The 21,253-nt window shown below is 38.3% G+C and carries 24 protein-coding genes and 1 tRNA gene; 12 read left to right on the forward strand and 13 right to left on the reverse strand.

Annotated elements, in window-relative coordinates:
- From Q0W26_RS06660 to Q0W26_RS06695, 8 genes are all read right to left on the reverse strand, one after another.
- The coding region (locus tag Q0W26_RS06660; RefSeq protein ID WP_298523506.1) for a VOC family protein at positions 1 to 309 on the reverse strand (309 nt) is incomplete at its 3' end.
- A 235-nt stretch (positions 310 to 544) separates the two neighbouring features.
- The gene (locus Q0W26_RS06665; RefSeq protein WP_298523507.1) at positions 545 to 727 is read right to left on the reverse strand and encodes a 4Fe-4S binding protein; all 183 of its coding nucleotides are present in this window, start codon (positions 725 to 727) and stop codon (positions 545 to 547) included.
- Positions 728 to 783: 56 nt separating this feature from the next.
- Complete coding sequence (locus Q0W26_RS06670; protein ID WP_298523508.1) at positions 784 to 1,692, reverse strand: DNA glycosylase; 909 nt, start codon at positions 1,690 to 1,692, stop codon at positions 784 to 786.
- Positions 1,689 to 2,513: an imidazole glycerol phosphate synthase subunit HisF gene (hisF, locus tag Q0W26_RS06675; protein ID WP_298523509.1), complete on the reverse strand. Its 825-nt coding sequence runs from the start codon at positions 2,511 to 2,513 to the stop codon at positions 1,689 to 1,691. Before hisF ends, Q0W26_RS06670 begins: the two co-directional genes overlap by 4 nt.
- A 56-nt stretch (positions 2,514 to 2,569) precedes the next feature.
- Positions 2,570 to 2,731, reverse strand: a complete 162-nt coding sequence (locus Q0W26_RS06680) for a preprotein translocase subunit Sec61beta (RefSeq protein ID WP_298523510.1) — start codon at positions 2,729 to 2,731, stop codon at positions 2,570 to 2,572.
- Positions 2,732 to 2,802: 71 nt separating this feature from the next.
- The gene (gene moaC, locus Q0W26_RS06685) at positions 2,803 to 3,270 is read right to left on the reverse strand and encodes a cyclic pyranopterin monophosphate synthase MoaC (RefSeq protein ID WP_298523511.1); all 468 of its coding nucleotides are present in this window, start codon (positions 3,268 to 3,270) and stop codon (positions 2,803 to 2,805) included.
- A gap of 8 nt (positions 3,271 to 3,278) precedes the next feature.
- Complete coding sequence (locus tag Q0W26_RS06690; RefSeq protein ID WP_298523512.1) at positions 3,279 to 4,487, reverse strand: tRNA pseudouridine(54/55) synthase Pus10; 1,209 nt, start codon at positions 4,485 to 4,487, stop codon at positions 3,279 to 3,281.
- A 1-nt stretch (position 4,488) separates the two neighbouring features.
- Entirely contained in the window at positions 4,489 to 5,838 is a 1,350-nt protein-coding gene (locus Q0W26_RS06695; protein ID WP_298523513.1) for a signal recognition particle protein Srp54, read from the reverse strand.
- Positions 5,839 to 5,937: 99 nt separating this feature from the next.
- Here Q0W26_RS06695 and hpt point away from each other — a divergent pair, with 99 nt between their 5' ends.
- The 8 genes from hpt (at position 5,938) to Q0W26_RS06735 (ending at position 10,367) form a co-directional block, all read left to right on the forward strand.
- A complete protein-coding gene (hpt, locus tag Q0W26_RS06700; RefSeq protein WP_298523514.1) occupies positions 5,938 to 6,507 on the forward strand; it encodes a hypoxanthine/guanine phosphoribosyltransferase in 570 nt (189 codons plus the stop codon).
- A gap of 1 nt (position 6,508) precedes the next feature.
- A complete protein-coding gene (gene dph2 / locus Q0W26_RS06705) occupies positions 6,509 to 7,513 on the forward strand; it encodes a diphthamide biosynthesis enzyme Dph2 (RefSeq protein ID WP_298523515.1) in 1,005 nt (334 codons plus the stop codon).
- A gap of 76 nt (positions 7,514 to 7,589) precedes the next feature.
- The gene (locus tag Q0W26_RS06710) at positions 7,590 to 8,162 is read left to right on the forward strand and encodes an exosome complex RNA-binding protein Csl4 (protein WP_298523516.1); all 573 of its coding nucleotides are present in this window, start codon (positions 7,590 to 7,592) and stop codon (positions 8,160 to 8,162) included.
- 9 nt (positions 8,163 to 8,171) lie between these two features.
- Positions 8,172 to 8,450, forward strand: coding sequence for a DNA-directed RNA polymerase subunit L (locus Q0W26_RS06715; RefSeq protein WP_298523517.1), 279 nt, complete (start codon positions 8,172 to 8,174; stop codon positions 8,448 to 8,450).
- Positions 8,451 to 8,477: 27 nt separating this feature from the next.
- Complete coding sequence (locus tag Q0W26_RS06720; RefSeq protein WP_298523518.1) at positions 8,478 to 8,900, forward strand: NUDIX hydrolase; 423 nt, start codon at positions 8,478 to 8,480, stop codon at positions 8,898 to 8,900.
- 81 nt (positions 8,901 to 8,981) lie between these two features.
- Positions 8,982 to 9,293 carry a transcription factor S gene (locus tag Q0W26_RS06725; protein ID WP_298523519.1) on the forward strand — a complete coding sequence of 104 codons (312 nt, stop codon included), beginning with the start codon at positions 8,982 to 8,984 and terminating at the stop codon, positions 9,291 to 9,293.
- Positions 9,294 to 9,302: 9 nt separating this feature from the next.
- Complete coding sequence (locus Q0W26_RS06730) at positions 9,303 to 10,277, forward strand: topoisomerase IV (RefSeq protein WP_298523520.1); 975 nt, start codon at positions 9,303 to 9,305, stop codon at positions 10,275 to 10,277.
- A 15-nt stretch (positions 10,278 to 10,292) separates the two neighbouring features.
- A tRNA-Arg gene (locus tag Q0W26_RS06735) sits at positions 10,293 to 10,367 on the forward strand.
- 1 nt (position 10,368) lies between these two features.
- Here the strand turns inward: Q0W26_RS06735 and Q0W26_RS06740 are convergent.
- Entirely contained in the window at positions 10,369 to 12,198 is a 1,830-nt protein-coding gene (locus Q0W26_RS06740) for a helicase C-terminal domain-containing protein (RefSeq protein WP_298523521.1), read from the reverse strand.
- A 94-nt stretch (positions 12,199 to 12,292) separates the two neighbouring features.
- Between Q0W26_RS06740 and cobI the strand changes: the two genes are divergently transcribed.
- Positions 12,293 to 12,994: a precorrin-2 C(20)-methyltransferase gene (gene cobI, locus Q0W26_RS06745; protein ID WP_298523522.1), complete on the forward strand. Its 702-nt coding sequence runs from the start codon at positions 12,293 to 12,295 to the stop codon at positions 12,992 to 12,994.
- Here cobI and Q0W26_RS06750 read toward each other — a convergent pair.
- Together Q0W26_RS06750 and Q0W26_RS06755 are read right to left on the reverse strand one after the other, a co-directional pair.
- A complete protein-coding gene (locus tag Q0W26_RS06750; RefSeq protein ID WP_298523523.1) occupies positions 12,991 to 13,761 on the reverse strand; it encodes a V4R domain-containing protein in 771 nt (256 codons plus the stop codon). The two genes, cobI and Q0W26_RS06750, sit on opposite strands and share 4 nt — an antisense overlap.
- Positions 13,762 to 13,951: 190 nt before the next feature.
- The gene (locus Q0W26_RS06755) at positions 13,952 to 14,701 is read right to left on the reverse strand and encodes a TatD family hydrolase (protein ID WP_298523524.1); all 750 of its coding nucleotides are present in this window, start codon (positions 14,699 to 14,701) and stop codon (positions 13,952 to 13,954) included.
- 79 nt (positions 14,702 to 14,780) lie between these two features.
- Between Q0W26_RS06755 and Q0W26_RS06760 the strand changes: the two genes are divergently transcribed.
- Positions 14,781 to 15,500 carry a tRNA threonylcarbamoyladenosine dehydratase gene (locus Q0W26_RS06760; protein WP_298523525.1) on the forward strand — a complete coding sequence of 240 codons (720 nt, stop codon included), beginning with the start codon at positions 14,781 to 14,783 and terminating at the stop codon, positions 15,498 to 15,500.
- A gap of 36 nt (positions 15,501 to 15,536) precedes the next feature.
- Positions 15,537 to 16,631 carry a heparan-alpha-glucosaminide N-acetyltransferase domain-containing protein gene (locus Q0W26_RS06765; protein ID WP_298523526.1) on the forward strand — a complete coding sequence of 365 codons (1,095 nt, stop codon included), beginning with the start codon at positions 15,537 to 15,539 and terminating at the stop codon, positions 16,629 to 16,631.
- A gap of 369 nt (positions 16,632 to 17,000) precedes the next feature.
- Here Q0W26_RS06765 and Q0W26_RS06770 read toward each other — a convergent pair whose 3' ends face one another.
- Both Q0W26_RS06770 and Q0W26_RS06775 read right to left on the reverse strand, forming a co-directional pair.
- Positions 17,001 to 18,536 carry an IS1182 family transposase gene (locus Q0W26_RS06770; RefSeq protein ID WP_298523527.1) on the reverse strand — a complete coding sequence of 512 codons (1,536 nt, stop codon included), beginning with the start codon at positions 18,534 to 18,536 and terminating at the stop codon, positions 17,001 to 17,003.
- 159 nt (positions 18,537 to 18,695) lie between these two features.
- On the reverse strand, positions 18,696 to 19,844 hold the full coding sequence (locus Q0W26_RS06775) for a metallophosphoesterase (protein WP_298523528.1): 1,149 nt from the start codon (positions 19,842 to 19,844) through the stop codon (positions 18,696 to 18,698).
- Between the two features lie 474 nt (positions 19,845 to 20,318).
- Here Q0W26_RS06775 and Q0W26_RS06780 point away from each other — a divergent pair.
- Positions 20,319 to 21,253 (forward strand): ATP-binding protein (locus Q0W26_RS06780; protein ID WP_298523529.1); only part of this gene is annotated, 935 nt, incomplete at its 3' end.

The raw sequence follows: 21,253 nt of genomic DNA on the forward strand, positions 1-21,253 counted from the left end.
ATCTATTATCCTTGCCATATAGCCAACCTGGGTTTCCATCGGTTTCATGGCAATCTCAGCACCCTTTTCCTCAAGTTTTTTGACCTCTTCATTGATGTCCTCGACGTCCATTCCGATGGAATATATTCCTGTTTCAAAGGCATCACTTTCAATCAGCTCAAGGCCTGCAAAGCCGTCACCGTTTAAAAGCACGATTTTTCCTCCGGGAACATCGAATTCCTCATCAAATGTAAAATCAAAGGTTTCTGTGTAATATTTGACGCTTTCCTCAATGTCATTGACTATCATAGTGGCATATCTGATTTTCATGTTACTATGTTTATCCTAAAAGCTTAAAAAGATATTTGAAGATTTGACATTAACGGCGGCAATCTGGCATTTGAAACTGACTTTTGAAAAGTCCTTGATATATATCCCCGTCTGAAACCTGGTTTGATTTTAAAAATAGCTTTCGTTAATGTCAGTGAGGGCCCATCAGATTAAAAGAAAAAAAATAAGGTGTTGATTTAATAAGGGCATGCTTTAAAATATTAAAAAGAAAAAATCAGTCCCCTATTGTGATGCATTCGTTGGGACACATGTCCACGCATGTCTCGCAGTAGCTGCACTCGTCCGGGTCGTTGATGGTGAGTTTTCCATCCACAAGAATGAGAACTTCCATCGGACATACGTCTGTACAGTCTCCGCAGTTGTCACATTTGTCAGTGTCTATAGTAATTTCAGCCATTTCAATAACCTCCGAAATAATATATGTTACGCATGTTTCAAAAAGTTTTCTAAAGCCTACCTTTTGATTTTCTCCATCAGTCCGGACATCCTTGCATAGTGGAACATGTAGAGCTGAACGTAACCGGCATTGTTGCCGAATTCCTCCATTCCGAACTCGCGAACCTTGGAAACGGGAATGTCCTTACCTTCAAAATAAAGATGGGATACAATGCGCTTTATCCAGACGTCAGAGGGAAATGCCTCCCTGAAGTTGAAGCCGTAAAGCAGTATGCAGTCGGCCACCTTCGGACCCACACCTGGAACCTTCATGATTGTCTCGAATGCTTCGTCATAGCTCATTTTGCCAATTTCTGAAAGGTCCATTTCAAGTGTAAAAATTTCTGAAGCTTTTTTCATATAGGGTGCGCGATATCCTACCCCACATGATTTAAGATTGTTTCCACTGCATTTTCCGCAAACCAACGATTCTTCATCCTCATCCTCAAATAAATCCTGAATGACAGATTTGTCCGGGAAAGTCCAGTAATTCTCGAAATGATTCTCTCCCCATTTCATTTTCATGTCGCTTATGGATTTTGTCCATCTTTTGATGGAATTGTTGGCTGAGCATATTGAGGATATTATGCATTCAAACTCATCCTTTGCAAGAAATAGTCTAAGGCCATTGCAGAACTCGCTCATCTCTGATAGCTCCGGCTGGTTGGATAAATACTTATAAAATTTATTCAAATCAAAATCCAAGTCGTAGATGTGAGTTAAAGTGGAAACAGCATCCTTTTTAGAAACATCACCCGTAAAACTAAAATCCAAATATTCGCCGGATTGCCTTACATCGAATAGGACAGGTTTTTCATTGACAATGACGACTTCCCTGAATACACCATCGGATTCTGCCCATGGAGGCTGTGAGGTCTGACCGGACATTTGGGTCAGCTGCAAATCAATAGGTGCCTTTATAATCATAATCTGACAGCCACATCGTTTTCTTTGAGGTATTGCTTGACGGTTCCTATTGAATACTGGTTAAAATGAAATATGCTTGCTGCAAGGGCCGCTGAAACATCTGTCTTTTTAAAGACTTCAAGGATGTGCTTTGGCTCTCCGACGCCTCCGCTTGCGATTACCGGAATGTCGACTGAATCATTGATGGTTTTATTCAGTTCTATGTCGTATCCGTTTTGGGTTCCGTCCCCGTCCATGCTGGTTAAAAGTATTTCACCTGCTCCACGTTCCTGGCATTCCACTGCCCACTGGATTGCATCAATTCCTGTGAATTCACGTCCGCCGTAGATGCTTGTGTCAAACCAGCAGTATCCTTTGTCGGTTTCGATGACTGTTTTGTCCTTGGCATCATCGGGATGGTCGACATATCTTCTTTTTGCATCTATTCCAATAACTACCGCCTGTGAGCCGACAACCTTTGATGCTTCAGTCAGCAATTCAGGGTTCTTGATGGCTGCGGTGTTTGTTGAGCATTTATCAGCGCCTGCCTTAAGCATCTTGATGTAATCGTCAACCTTTCTTATTCCTCCTCCAACACAGATTGGCATGAACACGTTTTCTGTCAATCTGTCAATGACATCTGCCATTGTGGCTCTTCTCTCATGGGAAGCGGTGATATCCAAAACTACAACTTCATCAGCGCCTTCCTCATAGTAGCGTGTTGCAAGATCAACTGGGTTGCCTGCATATCTGATTTCCTTAAATTCAACGCCTTTGACTACACGGCCTTCGGGAACCTGCAGGTCACAATCTAGGCAGGGAATAATTCTTTTAGTTAACATAGTCATCAGTAAACAAATAAAAAAAGTAGTATTGTTTTTTAAAAAAAACAATAATATTAAGCTGAATATCTTAAAACAAAACAAAATATAGCTAAAATAACTGTAGCAATAAGAACATGCTCAGGTGCTAGTTTAGGACCTAAACTTTCTTCATCAAAGTACCTTACCAAACCTGCACCGGTTTGAGGCATAGAAATTTTATTATCTTTTTTCGCCATAATAATTCTCCATAAAAATTAATTCTATAAAAATAACTGTATATAACTATTATATTCATCATATATAAATGTTAAATTTTTTCCTTTTTTATTACCTTGATGTCACTTATTCGTGTATCCGGGTACTGACCATTCTCATCCTTTTCAACAGCCTTTACCATATCCCATATTGTTAAAAGCGCAACACTAACACCAGTGATGGCTTCCATCTCAACACCGGTTTTACCCAATGTGTTGACGGCACACCTTGCAATGATTTCATCCTCTTTTACTTCGAAATCAAGTTCTATTCCTGTCAAAGCCAAAGGATGGCAAAGAGGGATTATTGAAGAAGTGTTCTTGACGGCCTGAATTCCGGCTATCTGAGCGGTTGTGAGCACATTACCTTTCTTGATTTCCTCATTTTGAATCAAAGCAATGGTATTCTCATCCAAAAATATGCTTCCGCTAGCAATAGCTCTTCTTTTTTGATCCGGCTTTTCGCCCACTTCAACCATGTGTACTCCGCTGTCTGTTAAATGTGTAAATTCATCTGCCATAATATCATCTATTTCTCACTTACTTCCACTACATCCAGTTGTTCGCAAACCGCATTGACTCCCAGAATCTCTGAGATGTTGGGTTGGCTTCTTCCATCATCACCTGAAATCAGTTCCTTGATGTATAGGCCACCTTCTGTCTTGATGCGCATACTGAATGTTTTATCGTCAATTATTTCATATGATAAGTCTAGAACGTGCTTGACTCTTACCATATCAGTACGTCTTCTAAGCACCCTCAACGGTGTCTGCTGGTGGATTTCGTTCAATTCTGTAATATTTTCTAATTTAGCTTCGTCAAATGCCTCGTCGCATTTTACGATGGCTTCATAAACCTTATAAGTGTCAGGAGAGGACTGCTTTATTTCCGCCTTTCTTGGCCTTTCGCATGGATGGAGATTGTGGTAGGCGGTTTTACCTTCGTTTATTCTATTTATTTCCTCTTCAAGTTTCGGATAGTCAAGCTTTCTTAATCTAGGTTCCTTTATCTCTAAAACGAACGGCCTTCCGGAACCGAGCATGAGCACGTCAATGTCTTCACGTCCTGCACCATGGAACTTGGCTTCCCTTCCTTTGGTTAATTTCAATACATACTCTGAAATCAGCTCTTCAACTGATTCAGGGTACTGTTTTCCGGTGAAGTTGCATTCCTCACATCCTCTACCTTTGCATTTGGTGCATGGCCATTTTGTTTGAGGAATTCCACGCTTGAACTTGTTGTATTTTCCTTCAATATACAACGGATTAATCTGAATTTTGACTTTGGGATTTCCCTTGAGATTGACATTGAATACAATGTCCTGTCTTTCGAATTCGGCTTCCTTGTCATACCTCTCCCAGATTCCAAGGCCGATTAGCCTGTTGACTTCCTTTTTGATTGTTTCAACAGCTAAATCGAATTTTTCGGAGAGTTCCTCATCCCTTTTCTGGATGTCCTTGTCAATCTGACATCCCACAAGGAAAGTTTCGAATTCTATTCCAAGCTGATTTATCTTATCATCAATCTTTTTATACAAGTCTTCGTTTAATTTATCAAAGAGATTGTCGCAGACGACACATTCAACATCATCCAGGTCAATGCCCAATTCAGAGCAAATCTTGTCTGCCCTTTCTATGTTGTTGGTGCCTTCGATTGTCTTTGAGAGCTTGCGGCCAAGACAGTTTTTGCAGATTTTGCCGTCTGTCTCATCCAGTATGCTTTTAGCTAGTTCGTACATGTTATCTGTTCATGAATTGGCCCATCATACGGTTCATTGCACCGCCACCTAAACGTCCGCTGCGTTTTCCGATACCTTTCATGGTCTTTCTGGTGTTGTTGTAGTATTTCAGAAGTTCTTTTACTTCGCTTTCTTCAACACCGGAACCTCTTGCAATTCTGCGTATACGGGACTGCTTGATGATTTTAGGGTTCATCATTTCCTCTTCAGTCATTGAGGACATCATTATCTTATAGGAGTCTATCTTGTCCTCGGTCATCTTGGAAGCTTCCTTGGAAATCTTGTTTCCCATTCCAGGAATCATGTTGAGCACCTGCTGCATCGGACCCATGCTGTTCATCATCTCGAACTGGTTTTTCATGTCCATCAGTGTGAACTTGCCTGACATCATGTTTTTCATGGTCTTTTCGGCAACGTCCTCGTCGATGTTTTCCTCGGCCTTTTCTATAAGGGACTTTATGTCTCCCATACCCAAAAGCCTTGAGATGAACCTTTCAGGGTCAAATAGTTCGAAGTCGTCTATCCTTTCACCAGTACCGATGAATTTGATTGGAGCTCCGGTTTCTGCAACTGCTGATAGCGCTCCACCACCTTTTGCTGAACCGTCTAGCTTTGTGATTATGATTGAACCGATATCTGTTGCCTGTGAGAACGCCTTTGCCTGCTCACCGGCCTGCTGGCCTATTGTACCGTCAATTACAAGAATGGCTTCTGTAGGATTGATGATGTTGTCCAGCTCATCCATCTCTGCAATGAGGTCTTCCTCTTGCTTGTGCCTACCTGCAGTATCGAAGATGATGACTTTTCTGTTCTTGAATTCCTGAAGACCTTTCTGTGCCAAATCCAAAGCGTCCTTGTTGTTGGGATCACCATACAGCGGAACGTCCATTTCCTCAGTCAGCTGCCTCAGCTGTTCGTATGCCGCAGGCCTCCATGTGTCTGTACAGACAACGGCAGGGTTGAAACCCTTTTTCTGAAGGTATCTGCATAGTTTACCAATTGTGGTTGTCTTACCACTACCCTGAAGCCCTAAAAATAAAATCTTATAAGGCCTTTCGTTAATGTCAAGGCCGGCAGCCTCCTTTCCAAGGAGGTTTACCATCTCTTCATAGATGATGGTTATTACATGTTCCCTTGGTGTGATACCCTTTGGAGGTTCCTCTTCAAGAGCCCTTTCCTCAATTTTCTTTGATAAATCTAAAACCAATTTAATATTAACGTCTGATTGAATCAATGCACGTTGTATGTCTTTTACAACTTCCTTGATTGTTTTCTTGTCAATAACAGACATTCCCACCAATTTCTTCATTGTATTAGTGAGGTTTTCTCCTAAATTTCCGAGCATTGCCATCTTTAATCACTCATAAATAATTTCTTGTTAGCAAAATTATATAATTATATTAAAATATATTTATATCTATCTAAGTTTTAAAATTTTTTGTGTGAGACTATGTTAGAGGAAGTAATAAAATCTTTAGAGGCATCACCTATTGTGAAGAAAGGAGACTACAACTACTTCGTAAATCCAATAAGTGATGGTGTCCCTGCTATGGACCCTATAATGCTTAGGGAGTTATCTCTTGCGGTTCATAAGTATGCAAATTTGGATATTGATAAAATTGTGGCTGTTGAAGCGATGGGAATACACCTTGCAACCGCTTTGTCTCTTGCAACCGACATCCCTTTTGTTGTAATCCGTAAAAGACAGTACGGCCTTCCGGGTGAAACCGAAGTCTATCAGAAAACCGGTTACGGCTCATCAAACCTTTATGTCAATGACCTTCATGAAGGTGAAAAGATTCTGCTGATTGACGATGTCGTAAGTACCGGAGGAACACTGGTGGCACTGATTAAAACCCTGGAGGACATGGGTCTGATTTTAAAATCAGTTGTGGCAATCATCGACAAGGGAGATGGAAAAGAAATCGTTAAAAAGGAAACAGGCATTGACGTGCTCTCCATCGTTAAGCTGGATGTCATTGACGGCAAGGTAGTTATCGAAAGTACAATCGAAGATTAGAATGTCAATGTATGATATGGATCTTGACAGAGTAATCCGCAAGATCGCTTCAAAGGACGCTCAGACAGTAGGCCTTCAGTTTCCGGAAGGTCTCAAGATGCAGGCGGTCCAGATTGCAAGGAAAATCGAAGAGGAAACCGATGCCACAGTCATAATTTCAGGTGACCCATGCTTCGGAGCATGCGATGTCAGCGACTGGAAGATGAAGGGTTCTGTGGATTTGATTGTCCACTACGGCCATACCCCACTTCCACTCAAGTATGAGGTTCCAACACTTTTCATCGAAGCCTTTTCGAATGTAGACATCAAAAAGAGTCTTGAAAAGTCACTCGAAGAACTTAAGGACTATTCAAGGCTGGGACTTGTCACAACTACACAGCATCTCCATCTTCTGGCCGAAATCAAGGATTTTCTTGAAGACAACGGAAAGGAAGTTATCTTAGGATCTTCACCTTCAACAAGAAAGGGGCAGGTTCTCGGCTGCAACTTCTCGTCAATCAAAGATTTGGATGCTGAAATAATACTCTTTATAGGAAGCGGAAACTTCCACCCTCTGGGAATTCAGATGTTTTCAAATGCTCCTGTTCTTGCAATAGACCCATACAATAATGAAATCCGAAGGATGGACGAGTATGCAGATAGGATTTTAAGAATAAGATTTGCAAGGATAACCAAGGCAAGAGGCGCGAAAAAATGGGGAATCATCGTCTCATCCAAGGAAGGCCAGTACAGGATGACCCTTGCAAAGGAAATCAAAAGGACCCTAAAGGACCATGGAATGGAGGCATACATCATCATGGCCGACCATATAAATCCGGACATATTACTGCCTTACATGGAACTTGAAGCATTCGTAGTGAGCGCATGTCCAAGAATAGCCATTGACGATTCCCAAATGTATAAAAAGCCGTTGCTGACACCGCAGGAACTGGAGATTGTCCTTGACAAAAGGCAATGGGAAAACTATCAGCTGGATGAAATTTTGTTCCATGAACGCTACAAATAGTTTTAAATACATTTAAAAATATAATTATTATATTAAGAAAATTTTATAAAATCTTTATATTATTGGTGATTTTAATATGGATAAGAAAGAAGAAAGAATAGTGATGCCTGGAGATAAATTAGGAATAATCGAGCAATATCTTCCGGGAGAAGGTACTTATGACGATAATGGCGACATAAAATCATCAGTGCTTGGTAATGTTAAAATTAATCAAAAAATGAAGGTTATTTCTGTTGAGGGTTCAACCAAACCTGCTCTCCTGAAAGTTGGAGATATCGTATACGGTCAGATTACAGACATCAAGCCTCAAAGGGCCAACGTGAAAATCGACTGCATCAAAGACAATGCAAGGCCGCTGGCACTTCCGTATATGGGTGCAATCCACATATCCCAGGCCAAAAAGGATTATCTTGAAAAATTATCAGACGCCTTTAGGATAGGGGACATCATTCAGGCAAAAGTCGTTAAGGTAACCGGAGACAACATTGATCTGGGCACCGTGGACGATGACTGCGGAGTGCTTAAGGCAATGTGTACCCGCTGCAGGGACTTCATGCATACAACCTCAAAGGCAAATGAGCTTCAGTGTAATACTTGTAACAAGAAAGAAAGACGTAAAGTCTCTAAAAACTATGTCAATGAATTATAGGTAGATAAAATGGAAAATTTTGAAATTATTGAGGATAAAACTTTAGAATTAACATTTATGGTAAAAGATGAAAGTCACGGAGTCTGCAACGCATTAAGGCACATCCTGATGCAGGACCCTGATGTGGAATACGCTGTTTACAGCATCGACCACCCGCTTACCGGCAAACCGGAAATGACAATCAAGACAAAAAGGGGAAAAAGACCTAGAGTCGTTTTGAAAAAGGCAGCAGAAGAACTCCAGAAAGAAAGTGCAGACTTTAAGAAACTTATCGATGAAGCTTTATAGCTTCAATTATTTTTTTTATGTGATTTGATGTCAAATTACAAAAACCCTTCAGTTACAGCGGACATCTTTATTTTTGATGACAATTTGAATTTTATTTTGATTAAAAGAAAAAACGATCCGTATAAGGACTGCTGGGCGCTTCCGGGAGGATTTGTTGAATACGGCGAAAGCGTGGAAAACGCTGCAGTGAGGGAAGCGAAAGAGGAAACCAGCATAGACGTTGAACTTATGGATCTAGTCAGCGTTTACTCAGAGCCTGACAGGGACCCGAGAGGACATACAATCACAGTTGCATTCACGGCCAAAGGTAATTTCAATGACAGAAAGGCCGATGACGATGCAAAGGACATAGAAATATTTTCACACGACAGATTAAGTGAAATCAGTCTTGCATTTGACCATGAAAAAATAATTGAAGACTGCTTAAAAAAGGCAAAAGAGAACTTATAAGGACATATATTTAAATAATTTGAAAATAAAATTAATTGAATATATAGAGTTAAAATAAAAAAATTAATAGAGGCGAGTTAAATGGAATTTTGTCCTGAATGCGGAGCGATGATGCTTCCGAACAACGGCATTTTAAAATGCAATTCATGCGGATATTCAAATGAAATGAAAGACAGTGAAGACTACAAGCTTTCAGGAGATATCGAAGAGCATGAAAACGTCAAGATGCTCGGTGATGTCGAAGACATGCGTTCGACCATAAACGAAACCTGTCCTGAATGCGGACACGATAAAGCTTATTATGAATTAAAACAAACCCGTAGTGCTGATGAAGCACCTACACGTATCTTTACATGTGCCAAATGTAAACATACCTGGAGAGCCTATCACTGAGGTCTTTTAATGAAGGATTCTAAAGATAAAGAGCACAGGATTTCAAATCTCAAGGATATGATTGACAGCGTTTCAGCCAATGATGTCGAAGAGATTCCTGAAGACATTGAAGAGGACGCTGAGCTAATCAGCTACCTCAACGAAGATCCTGAAGACTACAAGGATTATTCAATCAATGACGAGTTCATCTACCATCCGGATGAAGATGACGGAAGTGCTGTTAATTTAGAAGATGCTTCAATCGATGAAGATTATTTAATCAAGACCCCTAGTGAAAAGAAAATAGAAGAGGATGAAGACTACGAGGATGATTCACTCGACGAATTTTCAGGAGAGATAAGCGAAAGCTTTGACAATCTAATAAATGCAAAGGTCGGAAGGACACCTATTCTTGCGGTCGTCAGCGCATTTTTAGGATTGCTTCTCATTGCCGTCGGTGCATACATATTTTCATTAAGAAGCGACAGAATCATTGATAATGTCGTTTCCGGTGAAAATAACTTTATATCAGTCATATTTTTAATATTCGGATTACTGTTACTCGTTTACGGATTGTACAGAATAATCGGATTCAAGAATCCCTTGGCAAGTTTGTCTAACAGAATTGATTCCGTTGAAGATGAAACCAAACAGGAATCAAGCGAAAAAGACGAACCAGAAGAAAAGGCACTCCCTAAAAGTAACATTCCACTAGACAAGGAATCTTACAAGGTAGGGGAATTCAGTTTTAAAGACTTGAAAAATAAATTCAAAAAACCATCCACCCCGAAAAACCAGACACCAACACAGGAAGAGCTTGATAAAATCCCACCTGCTCGTGAAAAACCTGAATCAAAAAAAGGTTTGACCGCTGAAGAGATTGAAGAGATGGAATATAAGCAGGCGGTTCTTGAACACGAATCCATTGACGATATTTTTGCTGAAGTTGAAGACATTGACGACATTCCTATCATTTCTCTAGACAGCGAAGATGATAAAAAATAATTAATTTAATATTTTGGGCCTGTAGTCTAGTCAGGATATGACGCAGGACTTCGGATCCTGAGGTCGGGGGTTCAAATCCCTCCAGGTCCGCCTATTTCTTAACCCTAACGACAGCTTCCTTGAAAAAGTCAGGAATCAGTGAACGGTACATCGGGCTTTTAAAGAGCATGTTAATGTCGCTGTCGATAATGTATGTGTAGCAGGAATCGTCTTCGGCCCTCATTCCACGGCCATAGGCCTGCATGAGAGTCATCACAGTCTTGTATGCATACCATTTCTTGTCCCTTTTCATTCTCATGTTGACCTGCTTGTCTCCGAGATACGGGAAAGGCATCTTGTAGATGATCTGGAACCTGCATTTGTCATAAGGCAAATCGACACCCTCACTCATTGACGGTGAGACAAGAACAAGAGGATTTTCATCCTTTTCAAAGAAATTAAGAATCTGTTCCCTGTTTTTGGATGTGTGTGAAACAAGCCTTGAATTATAAAGGTTATTTAGAATGTACTGCTGGCACTTGTAGCTGTGGGTGTGAATGAGACCCTTGTCGCCTTCATGCTTTTTCAGGATTTCCTGAAGGATAGGTATTGTCTTTGGAGCTGTGTCCTTGATTCTGTTTGCAGACATCTTACCTGCCAAATCAAGAATTATCGGCCTTTTTTCCTTTGTAAACGGACTGTCCACCTTGATATGATATACTTCATTAGGATTCAATCCCAGCCATTTGGAAAACATCCTGTGGGAAAGGATTGTGGCGCTCATGAATATTACGACATCACCGTACTTCAAAAGATTGTCCTTGGCGTAGTGGTGCACCCTCAACGGCTTGAATACGACTCCGTTTTCATCCGCATCGATTACCCAGTTTTTAGGTTCCTTTTCCAGGTTGTCGCTTAGGGTCTTGAGCCTTGCGATTGTTGATCGTATTCTGTCGGCCTTGTTTTTTGCAACGTCCTTGAGGTTTATTTCCTCATAGCTTTCACGGATTGCGCTGACTTCCATTTTCCATTCCGGAAGTTCACCATCCTTTAAGGTTTCATCTGAAATGCGTTTGCTGATGTCCTTTTCAAGTGTGCGGTTGTACAATGTGACCTCCATTGTTGCCATCAGCTTGTTTTCTATGTTGTGGGCCTCGTCCAAAATCAGCAGTGAGCGTGGAGAGAAATGCTTTACGTAATTGAGCTCTACGATTGCATAGTCATAGTTCATCAATGTTATCGGAGAGTTGATTGCATTTGTCTTCTGGTTCCAGTAGTGGCAGTGCTCAGGTGACTGGTAGAATACCGCCCCACCATATGAATCCTCAAATGCCAGTTCTGCATCAAGTGAAGGGTTCTTTGCAACGCCGTACGGACAGAAGAAGTTCTTTGATGAAGGTGCTGTCTTGCACGCCCCCATGTCACAGCTTACCTCAAGCTGCTGGTTGAGGCAGGCGAAGTTGTTTCTTCCCTTAACGAGAGGAAAATCAAACTCGTTGGAGTACTGAGCCTGTAGCTGCTTTGTCATTGTCAAAATGTAAGCGGATTCATACATCTTTGCCAGCGTTGTGGCGATGGCGGACTTTCCGGTTCCTGTTCCGGCTTCAAGAATGATGTATTTGTATCCTTTCCTTATTGCATCATTGATGTCCTGTATGATTTCAAGCTGACCCATTCTAGGCTCGTTGAACGGGAAATTCTCGATTATCTCATCATCGATGTGAGGATAGATTTCCTTAAGATATGCCGCAGTTCCTTCATCCAACTTATGGTCAAGAACTGAATAGATATCAGGAATCTCATCGTCAAGAATCGATGATTTTCTTGGCTTGGAAAAACTAAACAGGTTAGTCGGACCGGTTGACTTCTTATTACTTGAATTTCCGCAAGTACAGTTACTTTTTAACATTCCGCAATTCGGACAAAACATAGAATTTGACATTAAAAATATATTAGATAGGATGATATAAATAAATTATAGTAAGAGCATTTGAAAAGTAATATTTGAAATGCAATATTGAATTAAAAGTGATTATATGGCGGAAAAAGGAAAACTATATGGAATTGGTGTCGGACCTGGGGATACTGAACTGCTTACATTGAAAGCTGCAAGAATCCTCAAAAGCGTTCCGGTAGTGTTTACACCAAAATCCTCAAAGGAAAAGGAAAGTATTGCATTATCCATTGTAAAGCCAATACTGGAAGAGAGAAACGATTACAAAAGACTGATGCTTGTAACACCAATCTTTCCAATGATTGAAGACAAGGACGAGCTTGAAAAAATCTGGACAAGCGCATCCGAAATGATTGCACAATACTTGGACAGCGGAAGGGACGTTGCATTCATCACTCTTGGAGACCCTTCAGTCTTCAGTACCTATGCTTACGTTCAAAAAAGACTTATTGACAATTATGAGATTGAAACAGTCCCTGGAATCACATCATTTACTGCCTGTGCAGCTGCAAGAAACAAGGCACTGGTGGAACAGAACCAGATACTGTCAATTGTGCCTAAAATAGACGACAGATTAGGCGATGTCCTTGAATACAGCAATTCAATCGTTTTGATGAAGGCTTCAAGAAACACTTCCGAGCTGGAAGCTACAATCGAAAAGGACGAAAGAGAAAAAGAGATTTATTCCGTGCAGAACTGCACACGTGAAAATGAAAAGATAATAGAAGGATTTTCAAACGAAAAGCCTTACCTTACAACAACAATAATAAAATTTGAGGATTAGTAGGATTTGACGCCTAAAGGCTCAATTTCGAATACGCATTTTTCATCTCCCATGGTGTAGCATTGGGTTTCAATGACGCTGACGGGGAGATTGAAAAATTCCGTGAACAATCCTTCAAGTATACCTGTATCCAAAAAGCATGCAGGCTTACCTGTTTTTGGAAGCAAACCGCATTCAAAGCAGTCGTATGTGGTAACCTTGATTATCTGGCCGACATCAAAGGTCAGTCTACCAAGACCTTTCCTTTGCCAGAATGAGGCAAGGTTTTCTAAGAAAATATCCAAATCGTCATCATACAACAAATCGAATATTGATCTGCCTATACTGTTTCCTGTTGACTGGAGAATAGGGTCAATGTTGATTCCTTCCTGAATGAGCATCGCCTTTAATGTATGGAACAGCAATGTTGAGAATTCCGCATCCTCATCAACGATGTGCTTTATGAGATAATCCGCCTGGGTCTGCTCGATTTCCTTAGGCTCTGAAATGTCGACTGAACCAATGTATTTTGAGTTGAGATAGAAAATTTTCTTTCTGTTGTCGACAGGATGAACCTTATATGATATTATTCCGCTTTCCCTTAGGCTTTTAAGATGAACTGAAACCGTGGATTTTGATTTTCCTGTATTGCTAACAATTTCATCAAATTCCATGTCTCTGTCTCTGAGCATTTCTAGAATTGTAAGCTTTACTGGACTTTTTATGACATTGACGCCGATGTTTTCGTTGGAATTAGAAAAAATCTGAATAGGTTTTTGTTCGCTCATTGATTATCCTCCAAATATATAGTTATATTTAGTAATTACTATATTAATAAATATTTCTGAAAATCAAAAAACTAATTCCGTTTAATAAAATCTAAAAATCATTAAACATATTTTAATATTGAACTAAAATGAGTACTAACTGTTCGTTTAAAATATCCTAAACAGTTCGTATACTTAAATATGTAACATATTATATCCGGAACATATTCCGTGCATTTTCTGTGGTGATTTTGATGACCTCTTCTTCAGCCATGCCCAGTTCCTCCGCCATTTTTCCGGTGATGAATCTGATGTTCATTGGAATATTTATTTCTCCCCTTTTTTCTTCGGGAGGCAAATAAGGCGAATCGGTTTCGACCAGCATGTGAGTGATGCCAATCGTATTGACCGTTTTTCTTACTTTTCTGTTGTTAATGTGGGTGATTGGTCCGCCTATTCCAATATAGAAACCCATCTTGATGAATTCCTTTGCCATTTCGGCCGAACCCTGATAGCAGTGAAGGGAACCTGTGACATCATGCTTTTTTAATATGTCAAAGGTGTCCTGGATTGATTTTCTTGAATGGACAATGACGGGCAGGCAATGTTTCTCGGCAAGGCCAAGCATCCTTTCAAAGAGTTCAATCTGAGAGTCCCTATTGTCTTTCGTATGGTAATAGTCCAGGCCGATTTCACCTACTGCAACCACATTTTCATCAGACAGCTGCTTATCCAAAAGCAAAATATCATCCAGAGCAATATCATCAGCTAATGTGTAAAAATACCCCAATGCGGCATGGACATTATCGTATCTGCCGGCAAGCTCCAGCACTTCCCTGTTGCTTAATGGGCCTGTGCCGTTCAAAATCAGATGGATGTCATTTTCTGCTGCCTCTTTTATTATCTGCTCGGCGTTTTTCATTTCGCTTTTGTAAACGTGGCAGTGAGTATCTATTATCATGAAAATTTCCTTGCATTAAGTTTTTATTGTTACAATTCTAATTATTACATATAATCAAATTATACTTTTTGGTGAGCACATGGAAGGGAAGTTTTCAAGAACAGAGATGTTGGTTGGAAATGACGGAATGGAAAAATTGAAAAACGCAAAGGTTGCCGTTTTCGGACTTGGAGGCGTAGGATCATTTGTATGTGAAGGGCTTGCAAGAAGCGGTGTAGGCAATTTCGTTTTGGTGGACTTCGACAAGGTTGACGAGAGCAACATCAACAGGCAGCTGATAGCTACAGTGAACACTGTCGGCAAATACAAGACCGACCTGATGAAGGAAAGGATTCTTGAAATCAATCCTGATGCAAGCGTCGAGACCTACAGGGAATTCTATATGGCAGACTGCGAACTGGACCTCATTACAGAAGACCTCTCTTATGCTGTCGACTGCGTTGACACCATAATGGCCAAGATTGCAATCATATGCAAGTGCGACGAGCTCAACGTTCCGGTAATGTCTTCAATGGGAACCGGAAACAAACTGGACCCTACAATGTTTGAAGTGGCCGACATCTACGAGACTTCAGTCTGCCCGCTTGCAAGGATAATGAAAAAGGACCTCAAGAAAAGAAACATTGAAAAGCTTAAGGTAGTGTACTCTCCGGAAAATCCGATAAACACCAATGACTGCAAAATAAATCAGAACCAGAACACAAAATTCAAGGTGAAGGGAAGCGTCTCATTCGTGCCTTCGGTTGCCGGACTGATAATTGCCGGTGAAGTGATAAAGGACATCACCGGCAAAGATTAATGACCATTTTATATCAGTTCAAATATAAATCGTTACATGAACATTTCAAATTTATTTTCAGATGAAAAGGTAAACACCGGCAGACAGGTGGAACTGGACATTGCAAAGGCACTGTCCATCGTCTTCATGATCTTCCTTCATGTGTTCTATGTTGCCAGTGCTTTCAATTCATCGTTTAATCCGACTTTTAACTTTATTTTAATGAATCTGTTGGGAAGGCCTTATGCTGCGGTCATTTTCATGTTCTGCATGGGTGTGGGCGTGGTGTACTCAAGGCACAGCCAATGGAACGTCATGATCAAAAGAGGAGTAAACCTGATGCTTTTAGGCATTCTGGTAAATGTGTTTGAATTCATCATTCCCCATTTTGTCTGCGGATTTCTCCTGGGCAAATGGGACATATTTCCAATAGCTGACGGATTTTTGCTCTTTTGCGTTGATATCTTAGCATTTGCGGGCCTCTCATTCATCCTTATGGGAGTCCTTAAGAAATTCGAGCTTTCAAACAAGGCCCTGATTGTCATTGCTGTGGTAATGTCAATACTTGGAACCCTGTTGAAGGGCATTGATTTCGGCATTCCTGTTGTAAACCTCATCTTCTCATACTTCATCGGAGCTGCAGGAGGATTTACCGCTTTTCCACTGTTCAACTGGTTCATATTCCCTATTGCAGGATATGTCTGGGGACAGTACTTCATGAGAGCCAGGGACAAAGGCGAATTCTTCAGGTTCTGGCCTGTTCTTCTGATTGTGGCTTTGGCTTACTTTTTGATTTCCTCAAACATGTGGGGAGGTGTCGCATCAGCGGACGTTCACTTCTATTACTTCCTAAACATTCTGGATGCTCTCTTCTGCATAATCAACTGCCATGCAGTGATAGGAATGTGCTGGTGGCTGGCCAAATACCTGCCGGATTCTGTCATGAAGGCAGCCACAATATTAAGCAGCAACATCAACATGATTTACATTGCACAGTGGTTCTTTGTGCCTCTGACAATAATATTGATATCCTATTTCGCCAAGGACCTTGTTTTAAATGACATGATAACCTCAATAATCTCAATAGCCATGATAATACTGGCTACTGCCGTTGCGCTTGGGTATAAGAAACTTAGAACCGCAAAGGGATAACACCACAGCGTAGATGATTCTTTCATCTACATTCATTTTTTTAATTTCACATTAACGGCGACGAATTTCAATTGAAAACTGTTTTTTGAAAGTGTTTGATATATATCCCCATTTGAAAGTCATGTGGAAATGTGAAAAGGCTTTCGTTAATGTCAACGCCATACGATTAAATTAAACGAAAAAAGATAAGCATCAGTTTAATTGTACCAATCTTTTAGGAAAACATAGTGTCTTGGAAGTACAACAATCCATTCAAAGTTATAATTTACGAAAGATATTTTAAATCGAACCGACAGGATGGGACATGAAATTTTTTAATTTTTTATATAATTTTTTATTTTTAAAATTTTTTTGCAATAATTTTATTTTTCAGTTGTTTTTATTGTTTATTTCGTTGTATATTCTTTTTAGGTTGTGTCCTATTGTGTATAGTTTAAATTCTGTATTTACTTGTTTTAATCCTGTTGTTGTGAATTCTGTTAAATGCATGTTCTGTTTCATGTTTGCGAAGGGCAGTTCTGCTGTTTTTGAGCGTATTTTGTAGATTTTTTGTGCTTCTGTGGTTTCCATTTTTCGTTGCATTTTTATTTTGGAAATGTTTCCATAGTCGCTGATTATTCTGTATCTTTGTGTTTTGCTACAGTATTCTTGTACGGGACAGTTTTTACATTCTTTGGTCCAATGGGTGATTCTTGTTTTGTTTTTGTATTGGTATTCGCTTTTTTTGTATAGTGGTTGGCCGAGAGGACATATATACGTCATAATTTCGTAATCATAGTTAAAATTGTCTTTGGAAAATGGTTTTTCGGACAAATTTCTATTTTTTTCTTTTCTTGAGAGTTTTCGTGAGGATATGTAACCGTCAAGACCATGTTTGTCAAGATATTCTGTGTTTTCATCAGTGGAATAACCATTATCTGCACTTACTTGGTAATTAACAGGCATTTCATCGTATATTCCTGTTAAATTGGATTGTACTTGTTCCATTAATGGAAAAAGTTCGTAATGGTCTGTTGGATTGTTTGTTATGTATGATGCAACGATTATTCCTTTGTATGAGTCCACAGCGATTTGGCCATTGTAATCGTACTCCCATTTACCTTTTTTATTGACCATTAACCTTGAATCGGGGTCATTTATGCTAATTATGTCTTTTCCGGATTCATTGAGTTTTTCTTCGATTGTTTCAAGCTTTTTGTAAATTTTTTCAGGATTTTCTTCAGCTTGTTTTAAGAGGTTTTTACTGGAATCTCTCAATTTATCTTGGTCAATATCATTTTTTGAAGACTTATTAATTTTTTCTACTGTTTTTTGGAATTTTTCTTTATTTGTTAATGATTCTGGAACACTGTTTCCAGATTCATCGCCCAATTCTAAATCTTCTTCTTGATCTAATTTTATACTTTCTTCCAAGTGTTCTTTCATGATTTTTAATTGTTGTTCATTGGTTATGTTCTTTAGAAATGTTTTTGCTTTTACTTTGGTTCCATCTAAACTTAAATGATGGATTTTGATTAAATCTTCCTCTTTTGCAATCTTTAAAGTTGTTTTAAACGCTTCATCAATTAAATCAGGATAATCCAATTTGAATCTTAAAATTGTTCTATAAACTGGCTTTTGCATGCCTGCCAAGTACATATAAGCAAGGTCAGTTCTTGTTCTTCGTTCTATTTCACGTGAGGACAACCCTCCATCAAAAACGCTCATCAAAACCAATCTAAGCAACATTTCACGAGGATAAGCAGGTTCACCAGGCTTATCACGAAACTCCTTGTTCGCTTCAGAACAGTCAATTTGATCGACCACATTTTTAATAAAATAACACGGATAATCTTCAGGAATCAAATTCCTCAAGTCCATAGGCACCAACATGGTCTGATTAATAGTATCATCTTTTAAAATCATAAATAAAACAACCACAAAGATTAATTTCTATAATAAAAGATTGTACTTCATAGTATATAAAATTAAAGGAAAAATAAGCGAAAAAAAATTAAAAATCAATGGGAGTCATGTCCCATCCTGGTTTTGTAAAAAAATTGTTGGTTTGCGAATCCCCGTCGTCTATACGGCGGAGAGGTTCAACAAAACATATTCGCATTTAGCTTCATTTCTCATTGGCCATCCCCAACCGGTCAATCCGGATGATACAATCTGTTCCATATCTCCAAAATGATACTCTCCATATACTAAATGGCCAGTAAGTTGCAACATATTTCCAATTGGAAACATCTGTCCGCCATGTGTATGTCCGGAAATCTGTAAATCAGCACCCTGCTTTGAATTTTCATTATACTCTACAGGCTGGTGGTCTAAAACAACTACATATTTTGATAGATCACTTTCGTTAAGTAATTCACTAATATCAGTTCTGTCAATTGAATTTTCCCACTGTGCATCGCTTCTGCCTACAAAAACAATACTGTCATTGATTGTTATTTTTTCATCATTCAAAATTTTTATTCCGTTATCTGTTATTGTTTTATTTAATTCTTCGTCGCTGAAAGTTCTATTTCCGTTTTCATAGTCTGTTGTTGCTGGCTGTGTATCATGATTTCCAAATACATAATATGTACCATATGTTGAATTTATTCGGCCAAGTTCCTCGAATATTTCATTCATGCCTTCTTTTGATGTTCTTTCATCAACAATATCCCCACCCAAGACAACAACATCCGGTTTTAAGTCATTTATTTTAGAAATACTGTCTTTGACTAATTGCGGATTTTGAATGGTTCCATAATGAATATCACTAACCCAAACAATAGAATAAGATTCATTATCTATCTTATCTGTAGTTAAATTATACTCTGTTAATTCAATATGATTCATTCCATAAACGCCCCCAATTATTATAATTGCAAAAATACACAATGCCAAAATGCCTTTTTTATGATACTTGGGGATAAAATTCGAATATTTGTCTTTAAGCAGATATTTCCATATAATCCTTATTATGTCGGCAATTATTGATGAAATAAATAAATATAATGTTAATATTGCCGCACTTGACCATATATTTAAACAACATATAAATGCTAAAATCGGAATAATGATATTTAGACCAATTTTTTTCTTTTTTGATAGTTCAGTATTGTTTAAAGAGTATTTGACTCTAAAATATGCATAAAGTCCAATAATAATACCGAATATAATACCTATAAATAGATACTCCGGATAATAGCCTAATGTGAAAAAATGCAGCGGGTTCATACTTATAATGTGTGGATTGGACGTATAAATTTGTTTCGAATAATACTCAGAGAGAACGGATGAAAAGTAATAAGTATCTGAACTTTTGAAACTGTTCGGATAAAACTTATAAAAAAGTTCCGATACTTACTTTTTTCAGTGTTGAAACTCTGATGAAAAATTTGTTTTGTAGTTACTGATAAAACTTTTGAAACAATTGATAATATTTTCATAAAGAGTTGTTTTGATATTGTAATATTGCTTTTACTTTATTAAATTGCTTTCATTTCAAACAATAAATATTTTTACTTTCTAATTCAAAAGAATAATAAATAATTTAGTCTAATAGAGTCAAAATAAGTAAAATTATTAAAGAATAACACATGCTAAAATTTATAGTACATTCAAAATATACTATATTTTATAATACATACTAAAATTTATATTATAATACAAACATACTATAATTTATAGTACATTTTAGGAGATTAAATTATGACAGATTTGCCATGGGGAACAAATCAAAATTTAACAGATGAAGAATTTTACAATAGAGAAAGCGAATTAATAAATATTAAAAATCTCCTACAGTCAACAGGACAGGGCCACGCTCCAGATTTACTATTGACTGGAATAAGAGGTGTTGGCAAAACCGTTTTTCTTAAAAAATTAAAAAGAGAAATGGATGATGAATATTTAGTGGTTTATATCGATTTTTCAAAATCCAAATGTTATCAAAAAAATCAAATGAGCATAATCGGTTTGATGGAACATATTTTCAAAGAATTTATTAAAGAAGCAAAAAACAAAGGACTAAACACACTAGATAAGCAAATAGAAAAATATTTTAAATCAAACGACTTTAAAATCAAAGAATTCATACAAATCGATAAAATATCAATGCCAGTTTTTTCCACAGAGACAAACGAAGAAAAACTTATGGATTTCGTAATGGATTTACCTGAAAAGATATATGAAAAAAATCAGGACAAAATCAAAGGTGTTTTAATTTTCATTGATGAATTTCAACTCATAAGGGAACTGAATGACTATAAGGATTCATTTTTATGGAAATTAAGAAGTTACATTCAAAATCAAAGAAATGTAGGATATGTATTTTCTGGATCAATGAGTATGCAAGACAAATTAATTTCCGAAATTGCAAGTCAAAATGGAGCATTCGGTGGAAGAATGATTTCAATTCATCTAAATCCATTTGAAAAAGAAACTGTTAGGAATTATTTATCTGAAAAAGCACCCTACATAATATTTAGTGACGACGGTTTTGACAGATTCTACAAATGCACATCAGGAACTCCATCATATGTCAATATCTTTGCAGCACTATTGCCTATCAATCAGCAATTAGATGATAATGCCATAAAAATGCAATTTGATAAAAAAATTCAGGCCATAAGTTCTCATTTAAT

The organism is uncultured Methanobrevibacter sp. (assembly GCF_947169325.1).
GTDB lineage: Archaea > Methanobacteriota > Methanobacteria > Methanobacteriales > Methanobacteriaceae > Methanocatella.

Bases quoted from the DNA above. Each gene is read 5' to 3' on its own strand.
- Q0W26_RS06665 (WP_298523507.1), bottom strand. From the start codon at position 727: ATGGCTGAAATTACTATAGACACTGACAAATGTGACAACTGCGGAGAC.
- Q0W26_RS06670 (WP_298523508.1), bottom strand. From the start codon at position 1,692: ATGATTATAAAGGCACCTATTGATTTGCAGCTGACCCAAATGTCCGGT.
- hisF (WP_298523509.1), bottom strand. From the start codon at position 2,513: ATGTTAACTAAAAGAATTATTCCCTGCCTAGATTGTGACCTGCAGGTT.
- Q0W26_RS06680 (WP_298523510.1), bottom strand. From the start codon at position 2,731: ATGGCGAAAAAAGATAATAAAATTTCTATGCCTCAAACCGGTGCAGGT.
- moaC (WP_298523511.1), bottom strand. From the start codon at position 3,270: ATGGCAGATGAATTTACACATTTAACAGACAGCGGAGTACACATGGTT.
- Q0W26_RS06690 (WP_298523512.1), bottom strand. From the start codon at position 4,487: ATGTACGAACTAGCTAAAAGCATACTGGATGAGACAGACGGCAAAATC.
- Q0W26_RS06695 (WP_298523513.1), bottom strand. From the start codon at position 5,838: ATGGCAATGCTCGGAAATTTAGGAGAAAACCTCACTAATACAATGAAG.
- hpt (WP_298523514.1), top strand. From the start codon at position 5,938: ATGTTAGAGGAAGTAATAAAATCTTTAGAGGCATCACCTATTGTGAAG.
- dph2 (WP_298523515.1), top strand. From the start codon at position 6,509: ATGTCAATGTATGATATGGATCTTGACAGAGTAATCCGCAAGATCGCT.
- Q0W26_RS06710 (WP_298523516.1), top strand. From the start codon at position 7,590: ATGGATAAGAAAGAAGAAAGAATAGTGATGCCTGGAGATAAATTAGGA.
- Q0W26_RS06715 (WP_298523517.1), top strand. From the start codon at position 8,172: ATGGAAAATTTTGAAATTATTGAGGATAAAACTTTAGAATTAACATTT.
- Q0W26_RS06720 (WP_298523518.1), top strand. From the start codon at position 8,478: ATGTCAAATTACAAAAACCCTTCAGTTACAGCGGACATCTTTATTTTT.
- Q0W26_RS06725 (WP_298523519.1), top strand. From the start codon at position 8,982: ATGGAATTTTGTCCTGAATGCGGAGCGATGATGCTTCCGAACAACGGC.
- Q0W26_RS06730 (WP_298523520.1), top strand. From the start codon at position 9,303: ATGAAGGATTCTAAAGATAAAGAGCACAGGATTTCAAATCTCAAGGAT.
- Q0W26_RS06740 (WP_298523521.1), bottom strand. From the start codon at position 12,198: ATGTCAAATTCTATGTTTTGTCCGAATTGCGGAATGTTAAAAAGTAAC.
- cobI (WP_298523522.1), top strand. From the start codon at position 12,293: ATGGCGGAAAAAGGAAAACTATATGGAATTGGTGTCGGACCTGGGGAT.
- Q0W26_RS06750 (WP_298523523.1), bottom strand. From the start codon at position 13,761: ATGAGCGAACAAAAACCTATTCAGATTTTTTCTAATTCCAACGAAAAC.
- Q0W26_RS06755 (WP_298523524.1), bottom strand. From the start codon at position 14,701: ATGATAATAGATACTCACTGCCACGTTTACAAAAGCGAAATGAAAAAC.
- Q0W26_RS06760 (WP_298523525.1), top strand. From the start codon at position 14,781: ATGGAAGGGAAGTTTTCAAGAACAGAGATGTTGGTTGGAAATGACGGA.
- Q0W26_RS06765 (WP_298523526.1), top strand. From the start codon at position 15,537: ATGAACATTTCAAATTTATTTTCAGATGAAAAGGTAAACACCGGCAGA.
- Q0W26_RS06770 (WP_298523527.1), bottom strand. From the start codon at position 18,536: ATGATTTTAAAAGATGATACTATTAATCAGACCATGTTGGTGCCTATG.
- Q0W26_RS06775 (WP_298523528.1), bottom strand. From the start codon at position 19,844: ATGAACCCGCTGCATTTTTTCACATTAGGCTATTATCCGGAGTATCTA.